16 protein-coding genes are annotated in these 25,025 nt (G+C 76.1%); 11 read left to right on the top strand and 5 right to left on the bottom strand.

Annotated elements, in window-relative coordinates:
• Positions 1–95 precede the first annotated feature (95 nt).
• Entirely contained in the window at positions 96–1,355 is a 1,260-nt protein-coding gene (locus AC07A4_RS15515; protein ID WP_478598119.1) for a M14 family zinc carboxypeptidase, read from the top strand.
• Between the two features lie 21 nt (positions 1,356–1,376).
• On the opposite strand, the gene AC07A4_RS15510 is transcribed toward AC07A4_RS15515, so the two are convergent.
• Entirely contained in the window at positions 1,377–1,937 is a 561-nt protein-coding gene (locus tag AC07A4_RS15510) for an FHA domain-containing protein (RefSeq protein ID WP_478598116.1), read from the bottom strand.
• A 162-nt stretch (positions 1,938–2,099) separates the two neighbouring features.
• Here AC07A4_RS15510 and treZ point away from each other — a divergent pair, with 162 nt between their 5' ends.
• Both treZ and AC07A4_RS15500 read left to right on the top strand, forming a co-directional pair.
• Complete coding sequence (treZ, locus tag AC07A4_RS15505; RefSeq protein WP_478598113.1) at positions 2,100–3,854, top strand: malto-oligosyltrehalose trehalohydrolase; 1,755 nt, start codon at positions 2,100–2,102, stop codon at positions 3,852–3,854.
• A 29-nt stretch (positions 3,855–3,883) separates the two neighbouring features.
• The gene (locus AC07A4_RS15500; RefSeq protein ID WP_478598110.1) at positions 3,884–4,861 is read left to right on the top strand and encodes an aldo/keto reductase; all 978 of its coding nucleotides are present in this window, start codon (positions 3,884–3,886) and stop codon (positions 4,859–4,861) included.
• A gap of 47 nt (positions 4,862–4,908) precedes the next feature.
• Here AC07A4_RS15500 and AC07A4_RS15495 read toward each other — a convergent pair whose 3' ends face one another.
• Positions 4,909–6,036, bottom strand: coding sequence for a M24 family metallopeptidase (locus tag AC07A4_RS15495; RefSeq protein WP_478598107.1), 1,128 nt, complete (start codon positions 6,034–6,036; stop codon positions 4,909–4,911).
• A 182-nt stretch (positions 6,037–6,218) separates the two neighbouring features.
• Positions 6,219–6,839 carry a LysE family translocator gene (locus AC07A4_RS15490; RefSeq protein WP_478598105.1) on the bottom strand — a complete coding sequence of 207 codons (621 nt, stop codon included), beginning with the start codon at positions 6,837–6,839 and terminating at the stop codon, positions 6,219–6,221.
• 177 nt (positions 6,840–7,016) lie between these two features.
• On the opposite strand from AC07A4_RS15490, the gene AC07A4_RS15485 reads away from it, so the two are divergent.
• Entirely contained in the window at positions 7,017–7,772 is a 756-nt protein-coding gene (locus tag AC07A4_RS15485) for a metallophosphoesterase (RefSeq protein WP_478598102.1), read from the top strand.
• A gap of 130 nt (positions 7,773–7,902) precedes the next feature.
• On the opposite strand, the gene AC07A4_RS15480 is transcribed toward AC07A4_RS15485, so the two are convergent.
• Both AC07A4_RS15480 and phsA read right to left on the bottom strand, forming a co-directional pair.
• Positions 7,903–8,598, bottom strand: coding sequence for a PDZ domain-containing protein (locus tag AC07A4_RS15480; RefSeq protein ID WP_478598100.1), 696 nt, complete (start codon positions 8,596–8,598; stop codon positions 7,903–7,905).
• Positions 8,599–8,700: 102 nt separating this feature from the next.
• Positions 8,701–10,491, bottom strand: a complete 1,791-nt coding sequence (gene phsA / locus AC07A4_RS15475; RefSeq protein ID WP_478598919.1) for an O-aminophenol oxidase PhsA — start codon at positions 10,489–10,491, stop codon at positions 8,701–8,703.
• 419 nt (positions 10,492–10,910) lie between these two features.
• Between phsA and AC07A4_RS15470 the strand changes: the two genes are divergently transcribed.
• The 7 genes from AC07A4_RS15470 to AC07A4_RS15440 all read left to right on the top strand — a co-directional run bounded on the left by AC07A4_RS15470 (position 10,911) and on the right by AC07A4_RS15440 (position 24,881).
• Positions 10,911–11,372, top strand: coding sequence for a hypothetical protein (locus AC07A4_RS15470; RefSeq protein ID WP_478598097.1), 462 nt, complete (start codon positions 10,911–10,913; stop codon positions 11,370–11,372).
• A gap of 1,168 nt (positions 11,373–12,540) precedes the next feature.
• Complete coding sequence (locus tag AC07A4_RS15465; protein ID WP_478598094.1) at positions 12,541–14,382, top strand: hypothetical protein; 1,842 nt, start codon at positions 12,541–12,543, stop codon at positions 14,380–14,382.
• Between the two features lie 9 nt (positions 14,383–14,391).
• Positions 14,392–19,902 (top strand): CHAT domain-containing protein, encoded by a 5,511-nt coding sequence (locus tag AC07A4_RS15460; RefSeq protein WP_478598091.1) that lies wholly within the window; start codon positions 14,392–14,394, stop codon positions 19,900–19,902.
• Positions 19,899–20,246 (top strand): hypothetical protein, encoded by a 348-nt coding sequence (locus AC07A4_RS15455; protein WP_478598088.1) that lies wholly within the window; start codon positions 19,899–19,901, stop codon positions 20,244–20,246. The genes AC07A4_RS15460 and AC07A4_RS15455 overlap by 4 nt, the downstream gene beginning before the upstream one ends.
• A 38-nt stretch (positions 20,247–20,284) precedes the next feature.
• On the top strand, positions 20,285–20,767 hold the full coding sequence (locus AC07A4_RS15450; protein ID WP_478598085.1) for a nucleotide exchange factor GrpE: 483 nt from the start codon (positions 20,285–20,287) through the stop codon (positions 20,765–20,767).
• Complete coding sequence (locus AC07A4_RS15445; RefSeq protein ID WP_478598082.1) at positions 20,764–22,905, top strand: Hsp70 family protein; 2,142 nt, start codon at positions 20,764–20,766, stop codon at positions 22,903–22,905. Before AC07A4_RS15450 ends, AC07A4_RS15445 begins: the two co-directional genes overlap by 4 nt.
• Positions 22,902–24,881: an Hsp70 family protein gene (locus tag AC07A4_RS15440; protein WP_478598079.1), complete on the top strand. Its 1,980-nt coding sequence runs from the start codon at positions 22,902–22,904 to the stop codon at positions 24,879–24,881. Before AC07A4_RS15445 ends, AC07A4_RS15440 begins: the two co-directional genes overlap by 4 nt.
• The last annotated feature ends 144 nt before the right edge of the window (positions 24,882–25,025 follow it).

Here is a 25,025-nt window from a genome sequence, read left to right as displayed (position 1 = left end):
GTCGCACAGAGGTCACGGGAAGCTGTCGCGCGGAGTCCTTGACACCCGAACCGGCGCGTGGCGTACTGCGGATTGCGTCAGCGGACCAATCGGGGGTGAGTCAACTGGCGGAAAACCGCTATTCCAGCTATCCCAGTGTGCCCGAACTCGTCGTGTCCGCTCGGGAGCTGGCGGCCCACCGCCCCGATCTGTGTGCCCTGCGCCGCGTCGGTTCCTCGCGCGCGGGACGCCCCCTGCACCTGCTGTCCGTCGGACGCTCCCCGCGCGCCGTGCTCGTGGTCGCGGGCGCGCACGCCAACGAGCCCACCGGCGGCTCGACGCTCCTGGCGCTCGCCGACTGGGCCCTGCGCGACGCCGCGTTGCGCGACGGCACCTCCTGGCACTTCCTGCTGTGCGCCGATCCGGACGGCGCGAGCCTGCACCGCACTCCGGCGCCCCGCACCCTCCTGGACTACCACCGGCACTTCTTCCGCCCCGCGGGCCCCGAGCAGCCCGAGTGGTCGCCGTCCGTCCTTCCGCCGGACCGGCTGCCGCCGGAGACCGTGGCGCTCAAGGGAGTCATCGACGAGCTGCGGCCCTACCTCCAGGTGTCGCTGCACTGCACGGACCTCGGCGGCAGCTGGGTGCAGCTGACCCGGGACATCCCCGGGCTAGCCGAGCCGTTCGCCAGGTCGGCGGCGCGGCTGCGCATCCCGGTGGAGGCGGGCGCCTCGGACGCGGCGGGCTGGCCGGTGTCGGGCCCCGGCGTGCACGTGCTGCCGGGGCCAGGATCGGCCGCCGCCTATCCGAGCCTGCCGGAGGACGCCCGGCACACCACCTGGCACCACGCCCACCGCTACGGCGGCGTGACCGCCATCGTCGAGGTGCCCATGTGGGCGAGCGACCTGGTGGACGACGTCGCGGCGCACCCGGCGCCCGGCGCGGCCCTGCGCGGCTTCGCCCGCCGCCTGCGGCACGACGCGGGCCTGGTGGAGGACGTCCTGGACGACGCGCTGCCCCGGCTCGCGGGCGCGGAGGGGCCGCTCCTTCGCGCGGCGCGGTGGGCCCTCGACCTGGTGCCGGGGCTCGCCGACGACTGGGGGCGGCTGCCGCCCGCAGGGACGTCGATGGCGTACATCGGCAGCGTGGACGCCTTCGGGCGACGGCTGCCGCTGCGGGCGGCCGCGATGCTGCGCCGGGTCCTGGAGGAGGCGGGCGACCCGGCGACGGGACGCCTGGAGCGCCTGGTGACGGGCTGGAGCGAGGCCTTCGCGGAGCGGTTCAGGGCCCGTTGGGTGCCGTTGGAGCACCAGGTCGAGCACCAGGCGCGCACCACGGTGGAGGCGGCCCGGCACGCGCGCGTGCGCGGCGGGTGAGCGGCCCCGGCGGGAGCCGGGTCAGGACACCGCCAGGCAGAACGCCATGTGGCCGAAGGAGACCTGGTCTCCGGACTGGACGACGGCGGCGCCGATCACCCGTCGGCCGTTCACGCACGTGCCGTTGGTGGAGCCGAGGTCGCGCAGGACCCACAGGCCGCCCTGATGGGTCAGCTCCGCGTGCACGCGCGAGACCGTGTCGTGGCTCAGCCGCAGGCCGTTGCCCGGGTCGCGGCCGATGCGCAGCGGGTGCGCACCCGGCGCCGGGAGCAGCAGCTTCGGCAGCTTCTCGGACTGCCAGGCCCGGCGCAGCTTGACGCCGAAGCCGGAGACCGCGCCGACGGCCGAGAGGACCACGCGCGTCCAGCGGTTCTCCGCGCGCAGGTCGGCGGTGAGCACGGCCAGTTCCTTGCGCTGGCGGGCCGCGAGCGCCAGCTCCATGCGGCGGATGAACGTGTCGTGGGAGAGGCGGCCGAGCGCGGCGCCCTCCCTGAGCACCTCAAGGGCCCGCTCCCGCTCGGCGTCGGTCACCCGCGCCGCTTGCGTGTCGTACTCGGAGGAAGCCGGGGAAGAGGTGGTCACGCCTCGATTGTCGGGCAGGTCCCGCCGGGTGTCCAGAAAGCGTCGAACGCCGTCGCCGCGATCACTTCTGACGCACCATGGGCGCCCTGGGGGACGCACCATGGAGGGACGGCGGAGCGGGCGCGCGGGCGCGGGCACAGGGGCCGACGAGGGAGGCATCCGGTGAGGTTCGAGGTGTGGGCGCCGCGCGCGGAGCGCGTGGAACTGGCCCTGGACGGCGCGGCGGGGACCTCGCGCGCGATGGCGCGCGACCCGGAGCGCGCCGGGTGGTGGACGGCCGACGCGCCCGCGCGGGACGGCACGCGGTACGGCTTCGCGCTCGACGGCGGCCCCATGCTGCCCGACCCGCGCTCGGCGCGGCAGCCGGACGGGCCCGAGGGGCCGAGCGCGGTCGTCGACCACGAGCGGTTCGCCTGGCGGGCGCCGTGGGCGGGGCGGGCGCTGCGGGACGCGGTCCTGTACGAGCTGCACGTGGGCACGTACACCCGCGAGGGCACCCTGGACGCGGCGGCCGGGCGCCTGGGGCACCTGGTGGACCTGGGCGTCACGCACGTCGAGCTGATGCCGGTGTGCCCGTTCCCGGGGCGGCACGGCTGGGGCTACGAGGGCGTGTCGCTGTGGGCCGTGCACGAGCCGTACGGCGGGCCCGAGGCGCTGAAGCGGTTCGTCGACGCGGCGCACGCCCACGGGCTCGGCGTCGTCCTGGACGTGGTGCACAACCACCTCGGCCCGTCCGGGAACCAGCTGCCCGCGTTCGGCCCGTACTTCACCGAAACCCACCACACGCCGTGGGGCGCCGCCGTGAACCTGGACGCTCCGGGGTCGGACGACGTGCGTGCCTTCCTCGTCGGCAGCGCGCTCGCGTGGCTGCGGGACTACCGGATCGACGCGCTGCGCCTGGACGCCGTGCACGCGCTGTGCGACACCCGGGCGCGCCCGTTCCTGGAGGAGCTGTCCGAGGCCGTGGAGGCGCTCTCCGGGGCGCTCGGGCGGCCGCTCGGGCTCATCGCCGAGTCCGATCTGAACGACCCGCGTCTCATCACCCCGCGCGCGCGGGGCGGACTCGGCGTCGACGCGCAGTGGAACGACGACTTCCACCACGCCCTGCACACCGCGCTCACCGGCGAGGCGCAGGGCTACTACGCGGACTTCGCGCGCGACCCCTTCGCGGCCCTGGCCAAGACCCTGACGCACGGCTACTTCCACGACGGCACGTACTCCGCCTTCCGCGGCCGCACGCACGGCCGCCCCCTGGACCGGCTGCGGACGCCCGGCTACCGCCTGCTCGGGTACGCGCAGACGCACGACCAGATCGGCAACCGCGCGCAGGGCGACCGCCTGAGCGCCTCGCTGCCTCCGGGCCTGCTGGCGTGCGCGGCGGCGCTCACGCTCACGGGCCCGTTCACGCCGATGCTGTTCATGGGCGAGGAGTGGGCGGCGTCGACCCCCTGGCAGTTCTTCACCGACCACACCGACGCGGACCTGGCGGAGGCCGTACGGCGGGGCAGGAAGCGCGAGTTCGCCTCGCACGGCTGGTCGGAGGATGACATTCCCGATCCACAGGACGCCGCGACCCGGGAGCGCTCCTGCCTCGACTGGGCCGAGCGCGACCGGGAGCCCCACGCGCGCGTGCTCGCCTGGTACCGCCAGCTGATCGCGCTGCGCCACGCCCGCCCGGACCTCACCGACCCCGACCTGGCGGCGGTGCGCGTCGCCCACGACCCGGCGGCGCGCTGGTTCGCCGTGCGGCGCGGCGAGACGCGCACGGCGGTGAACCTCGGCGGCGAGGCGGTCGAGATCCCGCTGGGCGTGCCCCACGCGCGCGTGCTCGCCGCCTGGGACGCGGTGGCGGCGCCGGGCGCGGACGGAGTGCTTCGGCTGCCCGGGCGCTCGTGCGCGGTGCTCGCCGCGGAGTAGCCTCGGGCGACTTCTAGGAGGGCACGTCCATGGAACAGCGGTATCTGGGCGGTACGGGGCTACAGGTCAGCGAGTTGTGCTTCGGCGCCATGATGTTCGGCGGCGGCGCCGAGGAGCGCACGGCACACCGGATGCTGGACGCCTTCACGGACGCGGGCGGCACGTTCATCGACACCGCCGACGTGTACGGGCAGGGCGCGTCGGAGGAGATCCTCGGCCAGTGGCTGAAGGGCCGGACGCGGGACGACCTGGTCATCGCCACCAAGGTGTTCCTGCCGATGGGCGAGGGCCCGAACGCGCGCGGCCTGAGCCGCAAGCACGTCCTGTCGGCCGTGGACGCGAGCCTGCGGCGGCTCGGCACCGACCACATCGACCTCTACCAGACCCATGTGTGGGACGCGGCGACGCCCATCGAGGAGACCCTGTCCACGCTCGACACCCTGGTGCGCGCGGGCAAGGTGCGCTACCTCGGCGCGAGCAACCACAGCCCGGGGCAGCTGCAGAAGGTCCTGGACGTGGCGCGGGCGCGGTCCTGGGAGCCGTACGTGTGCCTCCAGCCGATCTACAACCTCCTCGCGCGCGAGGCCGAGTGGGAGCTGCTCCCGCTGTGCCGGGCCGAGGGCGTCGGCGTCATCCCGTACAGCCCGCTGCACGCGGGGTGGCTGTCGGGCAAGTTCCGGCGCGGCGACGCGCCCCCGAAGGAGGCGCGCGGCAGCGGGATGTGGGACGAGCGGGCCACGGAGGAGACCTGGCGGGTCGTCGACACGGTCCTGGCCGTCGCCGAGGAGACGGGGCGCACGCCCGCCCAGGTGGCGCTGCGCTGGCTGCTCCAGCGGCCCGGGGTGACCGCGCCGATCGTCGGCGCGCGGACCGTGGAGCAGCTGAGCGACAACCTCGGCGCGGTGGGCTGGGAGCTCGGCGAGGAGCAGCTGCGGCGGCTCGACGAGGCGAGCGCGCGGCCGCTCCCGCCGCCGTACGACGTGCTCGCGCACTTCACGAAGAGCTGAGCGCGCGCACGCACTTCACGGGGGGCTGAGCGCCCCGGCGCCGGACGTCAGTGGACGATCGCCAGCTCGCGCGGGGTGTTGTTGAGGCGGCGGCCGCCGTCCTCGGTGACCGTGACGATGTCCTCGATGCGCACGCCGAAGCGGCCCGGCAGATAGATGCCGGGCTCCACCGAGAAGCACATGCCGGGCACGAGCGGCTGCTCCTCGCCCTCGATCATGTACGGCGGCTCGTGCGTGGTGACGCCGATGCCGTGGCCGGTGCGGTGGATGAAGTACTCGCCGTACCCGGCCTCGGTGATCACGGCACGGGCCGCGCGGTCGACGTCCTGGCAGGCGATGCCGGGGCGGACCGCGCGGCACGCGGCGTCCTGGGCCGCGCGCACCACGTCGTGCACGCGCCGCTCCTCGGCCGAGGGCTCGCCGACGTGGACGGTGCGGGAGGTGTCGGAGCCGTAGCCGTGCTTGAGGCCGCCGAAGTCGAGGACCACCATGTCGCCGTCCTCGATGACGCGGTCGCCCGCCTCGTGGTGCGGGCTCGCGCCATTGGGCCCGGAGCCGACGACGGTGAAGTCCACCTGCTCGTGCCCGGTCCGCCGCAGCAGGTCCGCGAGGTCACCGGCGACGTCGGTCTCCTTGCGGCCCGCGAAGGGCACCTTCTGGATCTCCTCGTACGTGGCGTCGGCGGCGGCGCCCGCGGCGGCGAGGCGCTCCAGCTCCGCCGCGTCCTTGACCGCGCGCAGCATCGGCAGGGCCTCGGTGAGCGCGACGTAGGAGCTGTCGGGCAACTGCCGCTGGACGCCGAGGAGATGCATGGCCCAGGCGTTGTCGCTGATGCCGAAGCGGCCGTCCTTGGCGAGCAGCGGGGCGGTCACGCCGTACGGGTCGACGCCGTCGGTCCAGTCGCGGAAGGTGAGCGCGGGCGCGCCCGCGGCGCGGGCGGCGTCGGGCGCCTCCAGGGTGGGCACGACCAGGACCGGGTCCTGGCCGGGGGCGAGCACCAGGAGGGTGAGCCGCTCGGTGTCGGCGGGCACGCGGTAGCCGGTCAGCCACACCAGGTCGGGTCCGGGCGCGACGAGGACGCCGGCCAGGCCCGCTTCGGCCGCGGCGCGCGCGGCGCGGTCCATGCGGGCGCGGTAGTCGTCGGCGGTGAACGGCGCGGGCGCGGCCGGGGTCATCGGGCCTCCTGTGTCTTTCGTGGCGATCCGCGGGGTGCGGGCCGCGGTCGGATTCGGTGCGTGCGGTGCGTACGGTGCGTGCGGTGCCTGCGGTGCGTACGGGGGTCCGTGGGGTGGCCACGGGTCTCCCCCAGCATCCTGCCTCGCCGGGCCCGCCCGCGCGATCGGGTTGCCGAATCCGCTCAGCCCTCCACGGCCAGGCGGACGCCGAGCAGCACGAGGACGCCGCCGGAGACCTGCTCCAGACGGCGGCGCACCCCGGCCCGGGAGAGGACGGCCTTCATCCGGCCGACGAACCACACGTACAGGCCGTAGTAGCCCACCTCGAAGACGGCCCACAGCGCGGCGAGGCCCACCATGGCAGGCAGTTGGGGCGCGCCCGCGGGCACGAACTGCGGCAGGAAGGACATCGCGAACACGGCGGCCTTGGGGTTGGCGAGGTTCAGCAGCAGACCGCCCCGGTACGAGGACCACGACGAGCGCGCCTTCGCCTCCTCGGCGACCGCCTCCCCGCCCTTGCCCTTGCGGGCGTTCCACAGCGTCTGGGCGCCGAAGACGAGCAGCACGCCCGCGCCGACCACGCGCATCACGTCGTACGCGAGCTCGGACGCCGCGAGCAGCGCGGTCAGGCCGCAGGCGGCGATGACGCCCCAGAGGAACACGCCGGTCTCGTTGCCGAGGACGGTCATGAATCCGGCGCGTCTGCTGTGCAGCGACTGGCGGATGATCAGGACCGTGCTCGGTCCGGGCGAGGCGGCTATCAGCAGGCAGGCGCCGAGGAAGGCGATCAGGGTCGTCAGCATGCGCCCATCGTGGGTGGCCCTGACGGGAGGGGGCCACCGGTTTTCGGGTGGCCGTTCCCCTCGCGCACCACTAATGGTTAGATGCGTTCCATCCATTAACTCGGCAGCTCGCCGCGGACGGCGGCGCGGGTGCGAGCGACGGCACGGGCGGCACTTCGGTGCGGGAGGGCGTACGACATGCTGGTACTGGCGCAGATCAGTGACCTACACCTGGACGGGACGGCGCGGGCGACGGAGCGGGCCGAGCGCGTCCTTGAGCGGCTGCGGGCGCTGCCCGGGCCCGTGGACGCGCTCCTGGTGACCGGCGACATCGCGGACCACGGCGAGGAGGCCGAGTACAAGGAGGCCGCGCGCCTGCTGTTCACCGACGCGCCCTGGCCCGTCCTGACCTGTCCCGGCAACCACGACCGGCGGGCGCCGTTCCGCACGGCCCTGCTCGGTGAGGACCCGGTGAGCGCGTCACAGGCGCCGGTGAACAGCGCCCATCGCGTCGGCGGCACGGAGATCCTGATGCTGGACTCCAGCGTGCCGGGCAGCGACGACGGGCTCATCGGCGAGGAGACCTACGCCTGGCTGGAGGACCGGCTCGACGGCCTCGACGGGGAGACTCCGGTGCTCCTGGCCTTCCACCACCACCCGGTGCCCGTGCACCATCCGCGCCTGGACTCCGCGTGGCCGCTGCGCGAGCCGCGCCGCCTCGCGGCCCTGGTGGAGCGGCGCCCGGAGATCGCGGGCCTGATCATCGGCCATGCCCACACCCCCGCGGCGACGACCTTCGCGGGGCGGCCGCTGGTCGTGGGGCCCGGCGTGGTCTCGACGCTGCGGCTGCCCTGGGAGGGCGAGGGCCTGGTCGACCTGGACGCCCCCGCGGGGTTCGCCTTCCACGTCCTGGACGACGAGCGGCGGCTGATGTCGCACTTCCGGGTGGTGTGAGGGCGCCTCGCCGCCTGGGGTGTCAGGGACGTCAAGGGCGTCACGAGCATCACGGGCGTCACGGGCGTCACGGGCGTCACGGGCGTCACGGGCGTCACGGGCGTCACGGGCGTCACGGGCGTCACGGGCGTCAGGTGGCGATGCCCGGGGCGGCCGTCAGGACCTGGCGGCTCCCGGCCGCGTGACGGACCGTCAGCGTGACGTTCCTGCCCGGGCGCGCGGCGGCCACCGCGCGGGCGAGGTCGGCCGCCGAGCGGACCCGGGTGGCGCCGAGGGCGACGACGGTGTCACCGCGCACCAGGCCCGCGCTGTGGCCGGGCCCCGGAACGCGCACGCCGACGAGCAGCGCGCCGCCACCGCCCGGGGCGTCGACCGCGTCGACGCCGAGGACGGGGCGGGGGCCCGGGGTGCGCGCGGCCGTCGCCCCGGCCCGTGAGGGGGCGACGGCGGTGGCGGTCGACGGCGCCTTTCCGTCGGCCCGGGCGCCGGACGGCTTGCCGCCGGTGGCCCCCTGCCCCGCGCTCCCCTGCCCGTTGGCCCCCTGCCCGGCGGGCCCCGACGCCCCCGGGCCCTGCCCGGGTGCCCCGGTGCCCGCCTGCCGCTGGGTCTCCGCGAGCCTGCTCATGCCGATGACGGCGGCCCCCACCGTGCCGAGGCCGACCCCGGTGAGGAGCAGGACCGCCGCGCACAGCAGGCCGAGCAGCAGCGTGGTGAGCCGTTTGCCGCGGCGGCGCGCGGCGTGCGGGCGGTGTCCTCGGTCGGGTGCCCGGTCACTGCGGGGCTCGCGTCCCGGCTTGGGCTTCGGACGCAACGCGGTCTGTTCCATGGCTCGCCTCCGGCCACAGCCCTACCCGGAGTGCCCCCGCGCGACGATTCTCGAACGGGTGACGTCCACGCGTACGGCCAGGCCGGGGGCGGTCCTTCGCGGTCAGTGGTCGCCGTGCCCCCCTCCATGGCCGCCGCCGTGGTCGAACTTCAGGGCCTCGGGCGGCAGGACGACGAAGGGGCGCATCATGCCCATGTCCTCGTGTTCCAAGAGGTGGCAGTGGTACATGAAGCGGCCGTACGCCCCGTCGAACTTGCCGATGACGCGCAGCATCTGGCCGCCGGGGACCCGGAACACGTCCTTCCAGCCGCGCTCGTTGGGTGCGAGGGGGACGGGCCTCGCCGGGTCGTGGGTGATCGGGGCGCGGGTGCCGCCCACGGTCACGTCGAAGCCGGAGGCGTCGTAGGTGTCCCGGCCCAGGAGCTGGAAGTCGGCCAGGTGGATGTGCATGGGGTGGGTCACGTTCGGGCGCACCGCGAGGTTCAGGAAGCTCCACTGTTCGTACGTGCCCTCGCCGATGGTGAAGCCCAGGGCGTCGTTGAAGGTGCGGGCGATCCTGCGGTACGTCTTGGTGACGCCGTCCGGGCCGCGCAGCTGGATGACGCCTTCGGAGGGGATCGGGATGCCGCCGGGGTCCTTGACCTCCACCATCTCCCACATCTCCGGGTGTCCGCCGCCGCCCTTCGTGGCGGGCGGCGTCAGGACGACCAGGCGGTGGCCGTGCGGGACGCCGTGCCCGATGGCGCGGAAGGAGCCGGAGAGGACAGCCGGGAGCCGGAACGACTCGGGCGGGCCGCCCCTGCCGACGCGGAACTCCATGACGTGCGGATAGCGCACGTCGCCCGCCGGGTCGGGCACGCCGGGCGCCGCGTTCGGGCCCTTGTTGACCAGGCGGAGCCGCTTGCCCGCGAACGCGCGGAAGTCGACGAGCAGGTCGAACCGCTCGGCGGGCGCGACGGGAAGCGTCGGCAGCGGCCCGGTGAAGTCGACCGGCACCGGGCGCGGAAGCAGGCCGCCGTCGCTGCCGATCTGATACAGCGCGCCGGGGACCGGCTTGCCGTCCTCGTCGATGAGGACGAGGTCGTACGTCCGGGCGTTCGAGGCGTTGACCAGGCGGAAGCGATACCAGCCCGGGGCCACTTCCGCGTACGGCCAGATGCGGCCGTTGACCGTGGTGTACGGGCCGGTGAAGGGGAGGGAGACCGGCTTGCCCGTCTCGGGGTTCTTGGGGTCGACGACGGTGGTCTTGTGCAGCAGCCGTCCGGTCAGGCGGCCGTCCTCGTCCGTGTCCAGATTGCGGTCGGCGATGAGGAGGGGGATCTCCCGCTTCCCGGCGGGGAGTTGGAGCGCGTCCTCCTCGTCGTCGCGGACGAGATAGGTGCCGTACAGGCCCGCGTACACGTTCCAGCGGGTGATGTTCATGGCGTGGTCGTGATACCACCACTGCACGGCCTGGTGGTCGTTCGGATACTCGGAGAGCTGGGCGTCTCCCTCACCTACCGCGTTGTCCGCCCAGCCGTCGTTGCCGCCGCCCGTCTGGGCGCCGTGCACGTGCGTGACCGTCCACGCGGGGAGCGCGGCCACGTCCTTGTTGGGCTCGATGCCGCCGCGGCCCGGGAGCGTGCTGGGCGGCGGCGAGGAGACCGGGGCCTCGACGGCCGTGACCGGGAACTCGCTGTCCTTGGGGACGCGGTTGGTCCACGCGATGCGGACGCGCTCGCCGCGCCGCACCTCGATGGTGGGGCCCGGGACCGAGCCCTCGTACCCCCACATGAGCGTGGGCGGGAGCTGCGGGTGCAGCCGCACCCAGGTCTGGCGGACCGCGATCTCCGTCTCCTCGCGCACGTCGCCGCCCGCGGGGCGGAGGACGGGCGGGACGGTCAGCGGCGCCACGAACGGAACGAGCTCGCGCGCGTCCGCCTCCCCCGTGGCCGCGCCGGTCGTGGCGGTCCCGCTGGCCGCGTTGACCTCTGTGGTCTCTGTGGTCTCTTTGGCCTTGCCGGTCTCGTCCGTCTCGGTGCGGACGTCTAAGTCGATGCCGATGTCGGTCAAGGTCGAACACCCCCGTGTTCAGCCGTGGTTCTGCATTCACTTCATGAGACTCACGGCGTCCGGCGAAAGTTCCATGAATCCCGCATTCCGGATAAATAGGTGCGAGTCCTCCGCTCCGGGGCGCACGGCGGGAGGAGAGATCCGGGTTTCCCGGCACGCGCCGGTGCCGCGCCTCTAGGCTGCGGGTCCGGGCCCGTGGCACCCGTGCTCCACGGGTCTGGCCGTACGCCCCGCGCCTCCCGGCGGAAGGAGACCGCCCCATGCCCGACGCGCCGCTGCGTGCCGAAGTGCTCCTGGACCAGGACGTGCCCGACGACCTCGGCCACGAACTGGTCGCCGCGCTCGGCGGACTCGGCGTCCGCACCGCCCGCGTCCGCCGCGCCGTCGGCCACCGTGGCGCGGGCGACGTCCCCTGGCTCGTCCTCGCCTCGCTGCCGCTCCAGGCGTTCCTCAGCGGCCTGGGCGCGGAGGCCGTGCGGGACGCGTACGGGTCCTTCAAGGCGGCGGTGCGCCGGAGCGCGCGCCGGGACGGCACCACGACGCGCCCCCTCGTCCTGCGGGACGACCGCAGCGGACTCAGCGTCGTCCTGGAACCGGACCTGCCCCCCGAGGCGTTTGAGCAGTTGCTGGGGCTCGACTTGACGGCGTTTCGCGTGGGGCCCCTGCACTACGACCGGCAACAGGCCCGCTGGCGCTCCGAGCTGGACGAGGCCGCGAGCTGACCCGGCACCGGCCGCTGATCGGGGGCTTGTGAGAGTGGGGGCACGAGCGAGAACGGCACACACCGAGGCACGGGCCGAGTCGCGGACCACGTACGCCGAGGCACAGGCCGCGTGCGCCGAGGGCGAGGCCCGGGCGGCGCGCGGGAACGACGGGTGCGCCGAGGAACACTTCCGGCGGGCTCTGGCGCTGCTGGGTTCGGTGGGGGGCGATACGGGGGTGCCGGGGGGTGCGGGGGCTCGGGGCGACACAGAGGCGCCGGAGGGCGCCGGGGCGCGGGAGGGCGCGGAGGCGCGGGGTGGCACGAACGCGCCGAGTGACGCGGAGATGCCGGGCGGTACGAAGACGCTGGGCAGCGCGGACACGCCGGGCGATGCGGCGAGGCCAGGCGATGCGGAGACGCGGGGTGATGCGGAGACGCGGGGCGACGCGAAGGCATGGGGCGACGCGAAGACGCCGAGCGGCACGGCGACGCCAAGCGACACGGAGGCCCGGAGCGACACGCAGGCCCCGGACCACACGAAGACACAAGGTGACGCGGCAGCGCCGGGCGACATGGAGACGCCGGGCTGCACGCACGCGCGGGGCCACACGAAGACGCAGGGCGGCACCCAAACGCAGGGCCACACACAGGCACAAGGCGACACCGGCACGCCGAGCGACACGCGGGTGCAGGGCCGCGACCCGCGGGCTCAGGGCCACACGCAGGCCCCGGACCGCACGAAGCCACGAGGTGACGCGGCAGCGCCGAACTGCCCAGAGACACCCCGCGCCCCGCAGGCACAGCGCCACACGAAGACACGGGGCGGCGCGGAGAAGCCGGACGACACGCAAGCGCAGGGCTCCACGGAGACACAGGGCGGTACCCAAACGCAGGGCCACACGCCGGCACAGGGCGACACGGACACGCCGAGCGACACGCGGGCGCAGGACCACACGCGGGCGCTGGACCGCACGAAGCCACGAGGTGACGCGGCAGCGCCGAACTGCCCAGAGACACCCCGCGCCCCGCAGGCACAGGGCCACGCGAAGGCACGGGGCGACGGGGAGACGCCGAGCGACCCGCGGGCGCAGGACCACACGCAGGCCCCGGGTGGCACGCAAGCGCAAGGCGGCACGGAGACGCAAGGCAACACGGACACCCCAAGCAGCGCGGAGGCGTCAGGTGGCGTGCGGGGGATCGGCGGTGCCCCCGCTCGGCTCGCCGCCCGGGCCCGTGTCGGGCTGGGGCGCGTCCGGCTGCGCGCGGGGGACGTTGAGCTGGCCTTAGGGGAGTTCCGCGCGGCCGGTGATCTGGACCCCGGCTGGGCCCACGTGCCGTACTGGATCGGGTGTGCGCTCGCGCGGCATGGGGACCTCGCGGCGGCCGAGGAGCGGTTCACCGAAGCCCTCGGGCACGAGCGGCCGCATCCGCGGGCCGCCGTGCAGCGCGCCTACGTACGCGCCCTGTCGGGACGGCACGCCCACGCCCTCGCCGATCTGGAGCGCGCGGGCCCCGACGACGAGGCCGCCTGGGTCGCGGCGGCGCTCGGCGGCAGCGGCGCCCGCGCCGTCGCGCTGCGGCTGCGGAAGGCCGCCCTCGCCGCGCTCGGCGGCGACCCGCCCGGCCAGCGGCGGGCGGCCGCGCTCCTCGCCGCCGCCTGGAGGCTGCGCCGCGAACACGGCACCCACACGCCGCTGTACGCCACGGCGCTGGTCACCGGCGGCCGCCGCGAGGTCGCCGTCGACCTCCTCGACGCCGCCACCCGGCAGGCCCCCGACGACCACCGCGTCACCCACACCCTGGCCCTCGCCCTGGTCCACGTACCACAGACGGCGCTTGAGCGATGCGTGGGCTCCTGGGGCGCGCTGCTGTACGACGACGGCTTCTGGGAGCGGCTGCGGCGCCGGGCCGCACAGCGGTACGGCGTCGAGGTGCCCCAGGCCCTCGTGCCCGGCCTGCGGACCGCGCTGTGCGAGCACCTGGAGCGGCGCCTGACGCACCCCGACACCGGGGAGAGCGGTTCCCGGGTGCCGCCCGGCCCGCTGCTCCAGCGCGAGGCGGAGGCCGCGCGCCTGCTCGGCGCGGCGGGCGGCGCGCCGGCGCGCGGGGGGCCGCTGCGGATCGCCGCGCTCGGCGCCGTACGGGAGTTCGGCGCGTTCGCCGCCGCCCGCCCGGAGGACAGCCTCATCCAGGCCTTCTCCGAACTCGGCTTCGCCCGCGCGCACCTGGCCCAGGGCCTGCCCGGCGACGCCCTCGCCGCGCTCGCCGAGCTGCGCTGCCGCGACTGCCGGGCGCGGGCCCGCGCGGCGGGCGCCGCCGCCGCGCCCGTGTGCGAGGCGGACTGCGCCCGCTTCGACGAGCTGAACCCGGGCTACGCGGGCCTGCCCGACCCCCGCGAGCGGCTCGCGCGAGACGCCAGGGACCTCGCCCTGCACGCCCGGATCACCCTCGGCCACGACGCGCTCACCGCCGGGCGGCCGGACTTCGACGGCGCCGCCGCGTGCTGGCGCCGCGCCCTGGTGCACGCGCGCGAGCTCGGGCGCTACCGCGCCGCCCAGGCCCGCATCACCGGCCTCGCCCTCGCCACCGCGAAGGCCGCCCACCGCGCCCGGCGGCCCACCCACGCCATCGCCGTCCTGGAGACCGCGCGCTCGGTGCTCGGCGCCAACGAACGGCCGCGCGTCGACGGACAGTTGGCCCGCGTCCTGGCCGACCGCGGCATCGCCGAGGCCAATCGCGAGGACTCCGTCCTGGACGCGCCCGCGGCCGACCTGCGCCGCTCGGTGGCCCTGAGCCCGCACGCGCACCGGGCGCAGATCAGCCTCGGCGTCGTCCTGCGGGGCCTGGCCCTCCAGCGGTGGGGGTCCGGCAGCCTGTCCGGCGCGCGCGGCGTCCTGGAGGAGGCCGTCGAGGCGCTCACCGCCGCGCTCGCCCACTTCCCCGACGACCCCGAGCTCACCGAGGAGCGCCGCCGGGCCCAGAGCGAACTCGACTTCGTACGCGAGCAGTTCGACGAGAGCGGGAGGTGAGCCGCGGCCGTGCTCCAGTACGAGGAACTGCGCATCCGCGTCCGCCCGTTCGGCCCGTCCCACTTCCTCGTGGCGGTGAGCGGCCCCTCCTGCGCGGCCGACGTGATCGCCGTGGACGGCGAGCCCGCAGCGTTCCGCGCCCGGTGGGACCGCCTCGTCGAGGCCGACCTCGGGTACGCGCCCATGGGCGAGCGGCACACCGTCGAGCAGCTGCGGGAGCTCGGACGCGGGGTGTACGAGCTGCTGTTCGGGGCCGCGCGGGGCGGGCGCGGGGCGGCGGGCGCGAGCGGCACGCCGGGAGCGCACACGGCGCCGCACGCCGGGCCCCACGCCGCACCGCACGCCGCGCCGGGCCGGGACGCGGGCCCGGTCGGCGGCCCCGGCTACGGCCACGCCCCCGGCCCGCACGGCTTCCCGCACCCCCCTGGCCCACCCGCCGCCCCTAGCCCCGGAACCGGCACCGGCACCGGCACCGGCACCGGCCCTTGCCTCTCCGCCGCCTTCGACCTCGCCCAGCGCATGGCCCCCGCGCGCGGCCTGCGGCTGCGCTTCGACCTGCCGCCCCGGCTGCGGGAACTGCCGCTGGAGACCCTGTGCGCGCCGCCCGACCGGCCGGAGCAGTCACTGGCCCTGCACCCCCACTACTCCCTGGTCCGCTCGCTTCCGGGCGGATCGCTCGGCGGGCGCCTCCCCGGGCCCGCCGACGAGCCCAGCCTGATCCGCCTGGTCGTCGCCTGCGCGTCGCCGCCCGCCGCGGGCCCGCCGCTGCGCCTGGACACGGAGGTCGCCGCGCTGCGCCTGGAGCTGCCCGAGGTGGCCGTGCGCACCACCGTCGTGGAGGCGGCGACGCGCGAGCGCCTGGAGTCGGCCCTCGGGGCGCACGGCGATCTGCCCACGGTCGTGCTGCTGATCGCGCACGGCGCGTACGACGAGGAGCTCGGCAAGGGCGTCGTCTGCCTGGAGACCCGTTCCGGCGGCGTGGACGAGGTGCCCGCCGACCTGCTCAGCGCCATCCTGCTCAAGGCGCCGCGGCTGCGCCTCGCGGTGCTCAACCTCTGCTCGGGCGCGGACAGTTCGGGCCCCGACGGGGTGCACGCCGAGCCGTTCTCGGGCCTCGCGCAGGCGCTGATCGGCGGGGGTCTGCCCGCCGTGGTGGCGATGCGCGGGCGGGTCAGCGACGTGTCGGCGGGCCGCTTCAGCCCCGAGCTCCTGAAGGGGCTCGCGGCCAACCGCACCCTCGACGAGTCGGTGTCCGCCGCCCGCCGCCGCATGTCGCACCTGCCCCGGCACACGGCCGTGGAGTGGGCGACGCCCGCGCTGTTCCTGCACGCGGACTACCGGCACGGATGGCTGTTCAAGGCGCGGGAGGTGCGCGACGACGGCGGGGCTGTGGCCGACCCGCTGCGCGAGGGCGCCGACGCCCTTGAGGCCTTCCAGAACCCCTTCGGGCACGTGGACGCGACCACCCTGATCGGCGCCGCCCGCTTCGCCCGCGACCAGGGCCGGTGGGCGCAGGTCCAGCGCATCCTGGGGACGCCGACGCGGCAGTACGAGGACGAGCAGCGCCGCCTGCGCACCGAGGCCGCCTACGAACTGGCCTGGCCCGATCTGGAGAAGCTGTGCGCGCTGCTCGCCACGGACCACGACGGCGCCGCCGCGGCCGCGCGGCTCGCCGTGGTCCACGAGGCGCTGCCGCACCCGCTGCCGGGACCGCTCGTGGCCCGCGCGGAGCGGCTGCGGATCGCCGCCGGGCTCCTGGAGCGGGCGCGGGCCGCGGAGGCCGCCGCCGACTGGGAGGGCGCGATCGCCCTGTACGAGGAGGTGGCCGCCGCCGGCCTCGGGTTCCCCGAGGCGCCCGCCCGGCTCGCCGCGGCCCGCGCGGCCCTGCGCGCCGCCACCGCCCTCGCCGCCGCCGAACGGGCCCACCAGGAGGCCGACTGGGACACCGCGGCCCGCGCCTACGCCGACGTCCTCGCCCTGCGCCCGGACACCCCGGGGGCCGCGGTCCAAGCGGCGTACGCGCGGGGCCGCGCGGCGGAGTCGGCCGGGGACTGGCCCGGGGCGATCGAGGCATACGGAGCGTGCGGGGCGTGCGGGCGGCGCGCGCGGGACACGGGTCTCGAAGCCGGCGACGCCGCCCTGCGGTTGTCGTACGCGCGCGGGCGCGCGGCCGCCGACGCCGGGGACTGGGCGGGCGCCGCCACGGCCTTCGCCGCGTGCCGGGTACCCGACGGCGCGCCGCCCGGCGGCGCCGCGCCCGGCGCCCACCTCGACGCCGACGGCCGCCACGCCTACGCCCGGGCCCGGCTCTGCCGCGAGGAGGCCGACTGGGACGGGGCGCTCGCCTGGCTCGGCGGTCTGTCGAACGGCTTCGGCGACGTGGCCGACCAGGCCCTGTACGCGCGGGGGCGGGCCGCCGACGCCCGGGGCGCGTGGGCGGACGCCATCGACGGCTTCGGGCGGCTGCCGGACGCGTACGCGGACGGCGACGTGGGCGTGCGCCGCCGCTACGCCCGCGCCCGCATCGCCGCCGACGTGCACCGCGACTGGGCGGCGGCCCGCGCGCTGCTCGAGGGCGTGCCGGACGCCGCCCGCGACGCCACGGTCGGCCCGCTGCGCCGCAAGGCGGAGGGCCGCGGCGCCGAGGAGCGGGACGGCTGGACCGAGGCGTGCGCCATCCACGCGCGGGCGTTCCAGGACGGCGCGGTGCCCCCCGGCGCGGCGCCGCGCCTGGCCCCCGGCTCCGCCGAGCCCCTGCACCTGTACCTCTACGCCCTCGCCCGCACCCACGAGGCCGCCGCCCGCTGGCCCGACGCGCTGCGCGTGTACCGCGTCCTGCCCGACGCCTGGGCGGACGTGCCGTCGCGGCGGCGGTACGCGCGCGCCCGCGCCGCCGAAGAGGACGCCGCCGACGCCGCCAGCGCCGCGACCACCGGGGCCGCCGCGGCCTGGCGCGCGGTCGCCGAGGCGTACGAGGCCTACGAGCGGGACGGGGCCGACGGCACCCCCGCGGACTGCGCCGCGCGCGGCCGGTACGCGCGGCTGCGGGCCGCCGACGCCGACGGCGAGTGGGCCGCGGTCGTGGCGGGCGCCGGGGCCCTGGGCACCCAGCGGGACGCCCCCGCCCTCGCCGCGTACGCGCGCGGGCGCATCGCCGACGCCCACCAGGAGTGGGCGAAGGCGGCCGACGCCTTCCGCGGCTGCCCGGGCCACCGGGACGCCGCCGCCCATCTCGCCTACGCCGAGGGCCGGTTGCTGGAGGCGGACGGGCGGTGGAGCGAGGCCGTGGCCGCCTATGAGCGGGCGGCGGGCGGCCTGGACCGGGCCGAGGTGCGCCGCCGCAGGCTGCGGCGGCTGCTCGACCTGCTGCCGTGGGCCGACGGCCTGACCCACGCGCCGCTGGCCGCCGACCCGTTCGCGCTGCGCGACGCGACGTTCCCGTATCTGGCGCTGCGCGACGCGGGTGTGCACCCCGGCGTGTCCATGGCCGCCGTCAGCGACGCCCCGTACACGCTCCTGGAGCGCGGCGGCATGTCCTGGCACGAGCGGGTCGCCCTGGACCGGCTGCGGCTGCCGGGCGGGCGGCTCCAGCTGGACGCGCTGCTGTACCGCTGGCACGCGCCCGACGCGGTGCGCGAAGCGCTCGCCTCGCTCTCGCCGGACGACGAGCACGCGGGCCCCGGCCTCGGCCGCCTCGTCGACGTGCTGTGCGAGCGGTTCCCCGCGGACGCCCCGCTGCTGCTGCTCCTCGCGCGCGGCCGGGACGCGGCCGCCGCCGAGTGGGAGCGGCGCCTGGCCGCCGCGCCCGGCGACATGGCCGTCGCGCACGGGCTCGCCGTGGCCCGCCTGTGGCAGGCGCAGGAGCTGGAGCAGAGCGGCGCGTGGGAGCACGCCGTACGGACGTGGAAGTCGGCGCTCGCGTACTGGGCGACGCTGCTCAGCGACGACGCGTACTGGGACGAGTGGCGGGCCGAGCGGGCCGCCTGCTACGAACGGGAGCTGACGGCGCAGGACATGACGCGGCTGCGCTGGGAGCTCAGCCGCCATCTGTCCGCGCTGCTTTCCACCTACGAGCAGCGCCACACCGAGGAGGGACGGCCGGGGCAGGCGGAGGAGTACGAGGAGCTGGCGGCCTTCCTGGAGGCGGAGCTGGGTGGCGCGCGGGTCCTGAAGGACGTCGGGGGTCTGCCGGGGGTGCCGGGCGCGGGCGGCGCGTTCGCCTGCGGGCCCCACTACGTGCGGCTGCTCGACCTCCAGCTGCCGCTCGCGGCGCTCGCCGCGGACCTGGACGCCGCCGCCAAGGACGGCAAGGACCCGGGCGAGTACGCGGCGCGGGAGCTGCGCTGGGCGTTCTCGGGCCTCGCGCGGGCGCTCGCGCTGTGCGCGGTCCGCAAGTTCCCCGGCGCCCTGCGCGCCCTGCCCGCCTTCCCCACCCTGACCACGCTCCCCGACGACTGCGCGGGCCCGGGCCAGGGCGCGCACGTCGAAGGGTGCCCGCACTGCCAGGACTTCCTGCGCCGCGACCCGGCGTACCTGCGCCTGGCGCACCGCCGCGCGCGGCTGCTCCAGGACGGCGTGGAACTCGCCGTGCGCGTCCGCCTGGAGCTGTCCCGGACGGCCCTCAGCGAGGGCGGGGACGGGCTGAGCCGGGCGCTCGAACAGTGGGAGCGGCTTGTGGGGGCGGCCCGCAGGGCGGGCATGTCGGCCCGCGCGAAGAAGGCCGTCGTCCGCACGGTGCTCGGCCGGGTGGAGGCGCTCGTCAACGAGCCGCAGGCGCGCCGCGGCGGCGTGCTCGACGAGGCGATCGCCCTCATCGAGGCCGTGCCGCCGCTGCTGCACCCGCTGGACCGCGAGGACCGCGACCAGCTCGACGGCCGGCTCTCCGCGCTGTACTCGATGCGGGGCGTGTGGCGCGGCTACACCCGCACCAAGCACGGCATGCGCTCCGACGTGTACGGCGCCGAGGCCGACCTGCGCCGCGCCCTCGCCCTCAACCCGGCCTCCAACCACGCCCGCGACAACCTGGCCCGCGCGCTCGTCTTCACCCTGGACGAGCGCGGCGACGCGCTCCCGCCCCGCCTTCGGCTCCTGCACGAGGCGCTCGGCCTCCTTGACGTCGGCCTCGGCCAGGCCCTCACGCACAACTACCGCGAGACCCTCGGCGAGAGCCTGGAGGAGCTCGACCGGCTGCTCGCCACCGACCTGGGCGTCGCGGGCATGGGCGAGCTGATCCGCAGCGACGGCGCGGAGCCGCCGCCCGACGAGGACGACCTGCCCGCCTGGGCGGCCGAGCTGACGGACCGCGCGGAGGCCGAGCTCGCCCGCGGCGACGTCCGCAAGGCCCTGCACCACCTGATCCGCGCGACCCGCGCGGACCCCATGAACCCGCGGGTGCGGCGGGCGCTCCTCGACGCCCTGTGGCACTGGCTCACGCTGCTGGCACCACCGCCACCGCCACCGCCACCGCCCGACCAACCCGACGCCCCCGACGCCCCCGACGAGGAAGGCGATGCCCCGTGATCCGGGACCCCGACGGCCCGCCGAGCCCCTACGACGCCCTCGCGCGGGCCGGTGTCACCCCGTGGACCACCCAGGCCGAGCTGCGGGACGTGCCGTTCGAGCTGCTCGCCCGGCGCCTGATGACACCGCTCGCGCAGACCGCGTGGGACGACCTGCGCACGGTGCCGGGACGGCTGCTCGTCGACCTGTTCCTGTACGACGTGGACGTCGCCGCCGAACTGCCGGGCGCCGCCGGGGAGATCGACGCGCTCCTCGCGGCTTTGAGCGGCCCGGACGCCGGGGAGCCGCTGTCCGGCGAGGACCTCGCCCGGCTGCTGCGCGAGCTGATCCGGTTCGACGCGTGACGCCCGCCGACGAACCGCCGCGCCCCCAGGAGGCCGCTGTGACCGAGCAGGATTCCCCTTCGGAGGCGGCGCGCGTCGCGTACGAGGGGGCGCGGGCGCTCGCGGCCCGTGACGCCGCGCACCGCGCGCACACCGAGCGGCTGCTCCTGGCGTGCGCCGACGCCCTCGACGCGTGCGACCGGCTGCTCGCGGGCGGCCCGGGCGCGGACCCGGCGGCGTACCACCGCAGTGTGCGACTCATCGCGCGCCAGCTGGAGTCGGCCGCGACGGGCGCGGGCCTGGAGCCGCTCGGCGCGGTCGGCGAGCGCGCCGAACCGGCCACGCACCACGTCGTGGCCGTGCGCCCGGCGCCCCCGGGAACGGCCGACGACGAGGTCCTTGAGGTCGCGCGGCGCGGGTATCGATACCGGGGGCGGGTGCTGCGCGCCGCCCGGGTCGTGGTCGCCGCGGGCGACGCCGCCGAGGACGTGCCCCCGGGCGGGACAGGCCAGGCAGCACAGGAAGGGACAGCACAGGGATGAAGGCCATCGGGATCGACCTCGGCACCACGAACAGCGCCGTCGCCGCCCACGATCCGCACCGCGACGACATCGCGGTCCTCACCAACAGCAAGGGCGACCGGCTCACGCCGTCGGTGGTCGGCCTCGCGCGCCGCGACGGCAAGGACCAGACCCTCGTCGGCGAGGACGCGCTGCGCTGGGCGGTGCGCCAGCCCAAGGAGACCATCGTGTCCGTGAAGCGGCTCATGGGCCGCGACTTCGCGGACCACCCGGTGGCGCAGGCCCGCGAGCGCCTGTCGTACGAGATCGTGCCCGGGCCCGACGACGACCCGCGCGCCCATGTGATGCTCGGCGGCCGCACCCGCGCCCCCGCCGAGATCTCCAGCGTGATCCTGGACAAGCTGGTGCGGGACGCGGCGCGCACCCTCGGCGAGCAGGTGACGCACGCGGTGATCACCGTGCCCGCGTACTTCCGCGACGCGCAGCGCGCGGCGACCCGGGAGGCGGCGCAGCGCGCGGGCCTGGTGGTGAAGAAGATCGTGGACGAGCCGACGGCGGCGGCGGTCGCGTTCGGCCTGCACAAGCCGGGCGGGGCGCGCAGCCGGGTCCTCGTCTACGACCTGGGCGGCGGCACGTTCGACATCTCCGTCCTGAACACCGTCAAGGACCACGAGGGCAACAGCCAGTTCCAGGTGCTCCGCTCCGCCGGGGACATCTGGCTCGGCGGCGACGACTTCGACCTGACGATCGTGGAGCGGATCATCGCCTGGATGCGGGACGAGCGGGGCGTCGACCCGTCCGGCGACAAGGAGTTCCTGTTCCAGGCGAAGAAGGCCGCCGAGGCCGCCAAGCGGGAGCTGAACGAGCTGTCGGAGACGTACATCGTGATCCCGGCGGCTTACCACGGCCCCGAGGGCATCGTCGATGTCGAGATGGCGCTCACCCGCGAGGAGTTCCAGGAGATGATCGCGCCCCTGGTGACCCGCACCATGGACCTCGTCAAGGACACCCTCAGCGGCTACGAGCTGACGCCCGCCGACATCTCGGACGTGCTGCTCGTCGGCGGCGGCACGCTGACCCGCCCTGTGTACGAGGCGGTGGAGGCGTACTTCGGCGGCGACAAGGTGCGCCGCAACATCAACCCGATGGAGTGCGTGGCCTACGGCGCGGGCGTCCTCGCCGAGACCCTGAACGGCGTGGAGTGCCCGGCCCCGCAGTGCCAGAAAGTCAACGAGGACGCCGCCGAGGTGTGCGCGGACTGCGGCCAGAGCCTGGTCAACGCCCGCCCGGTCGGCTCCACGGGCCTGTTCGAGTCGACGCCGATGGCGATGGGCATCGCCGCGGTCAAGGGCGCGCGGCGGGACGTGTTCGTGCCGATCATCCCGGCGGGCTCGCCGTTCCCGCTGCCCGAGCCGCGCCAGCGCACGTTCCACGCGACGGACAGCCGGCTGATCCGGGTGCCGGTGTACGAGGGCGACAGCCATGTGGCGAGCGAGAACCACGAACAGGGCGTGGTCGAGTTCGAGCTGCCGCAGGAGATCGAGATCAACCGCCACGTCGACGTGTCGTTCAACTACTCGGCGGACCGGATCATCACCGTCCGGATCAGTGTGCGCGGCACCGACATGGCGCTTGAGGCGACCCCGCGGCGCGACAAGCCGCGCACGCCGCCGCCCGAGACCGAGCGGGAGGTCGACAGCGCGGTCCTGCGCGAGGAACTGGGGCTCGCCGAGCGGGAGGCCAGACACTTCCTGAAGCGGTACGGCCCCTACGTCGAGCACACTCAGGAGATGAAGGTGCGCCGCGACATCACGCAGGCGCAGCGGGCGGTGGAGATGGGCGACAGCGGCGAGTACCAGCGCCTCACCGAGCTGCTCCTGGACGACATGTACCACCAGTGCGGGCTCGCCAGCCAGTTCCGGCAGGCCGAACTGGCCTCGGAGGGCGCGCCGCTGGAGACGGTGAAGGCGATCAGCGAGGCCGTGGAGCAGGTCAAGGCCGCCCACCGGCAGGGCAACAGCATCCAGACGGCGGAGCAGGCCAAGAACCTGCGCGGCATGATCGCGGTGGCGTACTCGGAGCGCGCGGTGCCGTCGCTGCCGAACAAGCGGGACTACGACGGCTTCCTCCAAGTCCCGGACGACCTGGCGGGCGGATGACGAAAGCGGGGGGCGGGGCGGTGACGGCGGGGGGCGCCGAGGGCCAGGTCAGCCTCGGTGTGGACTTCGGCGCGACGGGGGTGCGGGCGCTGTTCGCGGTGCCCGGGCGGCCCGCGCGCCGCCTGGACCTGCCCGGCGACGACTGGCCGTGGCTGCTGTGCGCGCCCGCGGCCGCCGGGGTCCTTCCGGTGGTGTTCCCGAGCCTGAAGTCCCTCCTGGGCAGCGGCCGTCCGGTGCCGTGGCGGGACGCGGCGGGCGGGGAGCCGATGAGGGCCGGGGAGAGCGCGGCGGACGCGGCGGCGGTGGCAGACGCGGAGACGCTGGTGACGCGGGCCCTGCGGGCGCTGCGCGAGCGCGTCGAGGCCCGGGCGGGCGCCGTCGCGCAGACGGTGATCAGCGTGCCCGCGGCGTTCCAGTCGGCGCAGCGGCAGGCGCTGCGCGACGCGGCCGGGGCCGCCGGGCTCGTGCCGGTGCGGCTCATCAGCGACTCACTCGCCGCGGTCATGGGGCACACCACGGACCGCGACAGCGGCACGTTCCTGGTGTACGGCATGGGGTACGAGGGCTTCGAGATCGGCCTGGTGCGCGGCGTGCGCGGCCACTACCGCGCGCTCGGCTACGACGGCGCGGCCAGCTCCGGGGGCCGCGTCTTCGACGAGGCGGCGCTGGCGTCGGCGGTGCGGCTGCTGCGGACGCACCGGGGGCCCGCGGCCGTGACGGGCGGCGGCCCGCGGGTGTGGCTCGGCCACCGGGAGCGGGCGCAGGCGGCGCGCGAGGAGCTGGGCACGGCCACCGGGTCGGCGTCCGACTCCGCCGCGTTCACCCTGGACCTCGGCAACGGCCCGCCGCTGCGGATGCGGATCACCCGGCCGCACCTGGACGCCTTTCTCGAACCGCATGTGCGCCGCACCGTGCGGCGCGCCCACGCCCTCCTCAACGAGTCGGCGCTCGGCCGCCCGGACGTGGACACGCTGCTGCTCGTGGGCGGCGGCACCCGTCTTGAGCAGGTGCGGGCGGGCGTCGCGGAGCTGGGGCGGAGCATGGCACGCGGCTCCGCGGACCTGCTCGCGCTCGGCGCCCTGAAGCACGCGGTGCGGCTCGCGGGCGGCGCGTCCGCGTCCGGCTCGGCGGCCCTGGAGGAGGGGCCCCTGGAGCTCGCGGACCCAGGCCGGGACACCCTCGCCGACGCCCCCTCGCTCACCGCGACGCTGCTCGCCGCGGACGACGCCCCGGGGCCCGCCCGCCGCGACCTCGCCCAGGCCAGGGAGCTGGCCGGGCAGGGGCGGCGGCGGGAGGCGGTGGCGCTCCTTCGGGACATCGTGGCCGAGGCGCGGGAGCTGCTGGAGGGGCTGACGGGGGCGGCGGAGGAGGAGCGTGGGGGCGGTGCGGAACCGCAGGGCCCAGAGCCGGGAGCGGGCCCCGCCGTGGGCGCGGAGCCCGAAGCGTCCGGGCGGGACGCCGGGCCCCCGGAGGTCCCCGAGCCCCGCCCCCCGGCGCCCGCTGTCCTCACCGACGACTCGCCGCGCACCCTGAGCCATGCCGCCCTGCGCCAACTCGCCCGCGCCCGCGTGCTGCTGGACCTCGGCCACCACGAGCACGCCGTGCAGGCCTCCCATCTGGCCTGGCAGGAGGCCACCTCGCATCCGGCGCGGGCCGACGTGCTCGACGAGATGATCGAGGTGCACTGCGCGGCCGCGATGGCCGACATGTCCCCCGACCGCTTCCCCGAGGCGGAGCGGTGGCTGCGCTGCGCGTACGGCCACGACCCGACGAGCGAGCGGGTGCGGGGGCTGCTCGCGCACCGCACGTTCCGGCACGCGCAGGAGCTGCATCGGCGCGGAGCGAGGGATGAGGCGATTGAGGCCCTTGGCAAGTGCCTCACGTGGGACCCTGAACACCCCGAGGCCGAGGCGCTGTTGGCCCGGCTGAGCCATGCCGGCAGGAACCGGCGCGGCAGGGGTGACGTCCTCGACTGACGAGGGCCTCGTGGGCGAGGCGCTCCTCGGTCCCGGACCGGTCCGGGACGGGTCCCGGACCGGTCCCGGAGGACATCCTGGAGCATGTCCGGGACACGCCCCGACGCACGTCCCGACATCCGTCCCGCTACACGTCCCGCCACA

This window comes from Streptomyces sp. NPDC043996, from assembly GCF_056435225.1.
This window is presented reverse-complemented; position numbering and strand designations above follow the sequence as displayed.

Excerpts from the sequence above, each read along its gene's own strand:
- AC07A4_RS15500 (WP_478598110.1), top strand. The coding sequence starts at position 3,884 with ATGGAACAGCGGTATCTGGGCGGTACGGGGCTACAGGTCAGCGAGTTG.
- AC07A4_RS15495 (WP_478598107.1), bottom strand. The coding sequence starts at position 6,036 with ATGACCCCGGCCGCGCCCGCGCCGTTCACCGCCGACGACTACCGCGCC.
- AC07A4_RS15440 (WP_478598079.1), top strand. The coding sequence starts at position 22,902 with ATGACGAAAGCGGGGGGCGGGGCGGTGACGGCGGGGGGCGCCGAGGGC.
- AC07A4_RS15480 (WP_478598100.1), bottom strand. The coding sequence starts at position 8,598 with ATGGAACAGACCGCGTTGCGTCCGAAGCCCAAGCCGGGACGCGAGCCC.
- AC07A4_RS15470 (WP_478598097.1), top strand. The coding sequence starts at position 10,911 with ATGCCCGACGCGCCGCTGCGTGCCGAAGTGCTCCTGGACCAGGACGTG.
- AC07A4_RS15490 (WP_478598105.1), bottom strand. The coding sequence starts at position 6,839 with ATGCTGACGACCCTGATCGCCTTCCTCGGCGCCTGCCTGCTGATAGCC.
- AC07A4_RS15445 (WP_478598082.1), top strand. The coding sequence starts at position 20,764 with ATGAAGGCCATCGGGATCGACCTCGGCACCACGAACAGCGCCGTCGCC.
- AC07A4_RS15485 (WP_478598102.1), top strand. The coding sequence starts at position 7,017 with ATGCTGGTACTGGCGCAGATCAGTGACCTACACCTGGACGGGACGGCG.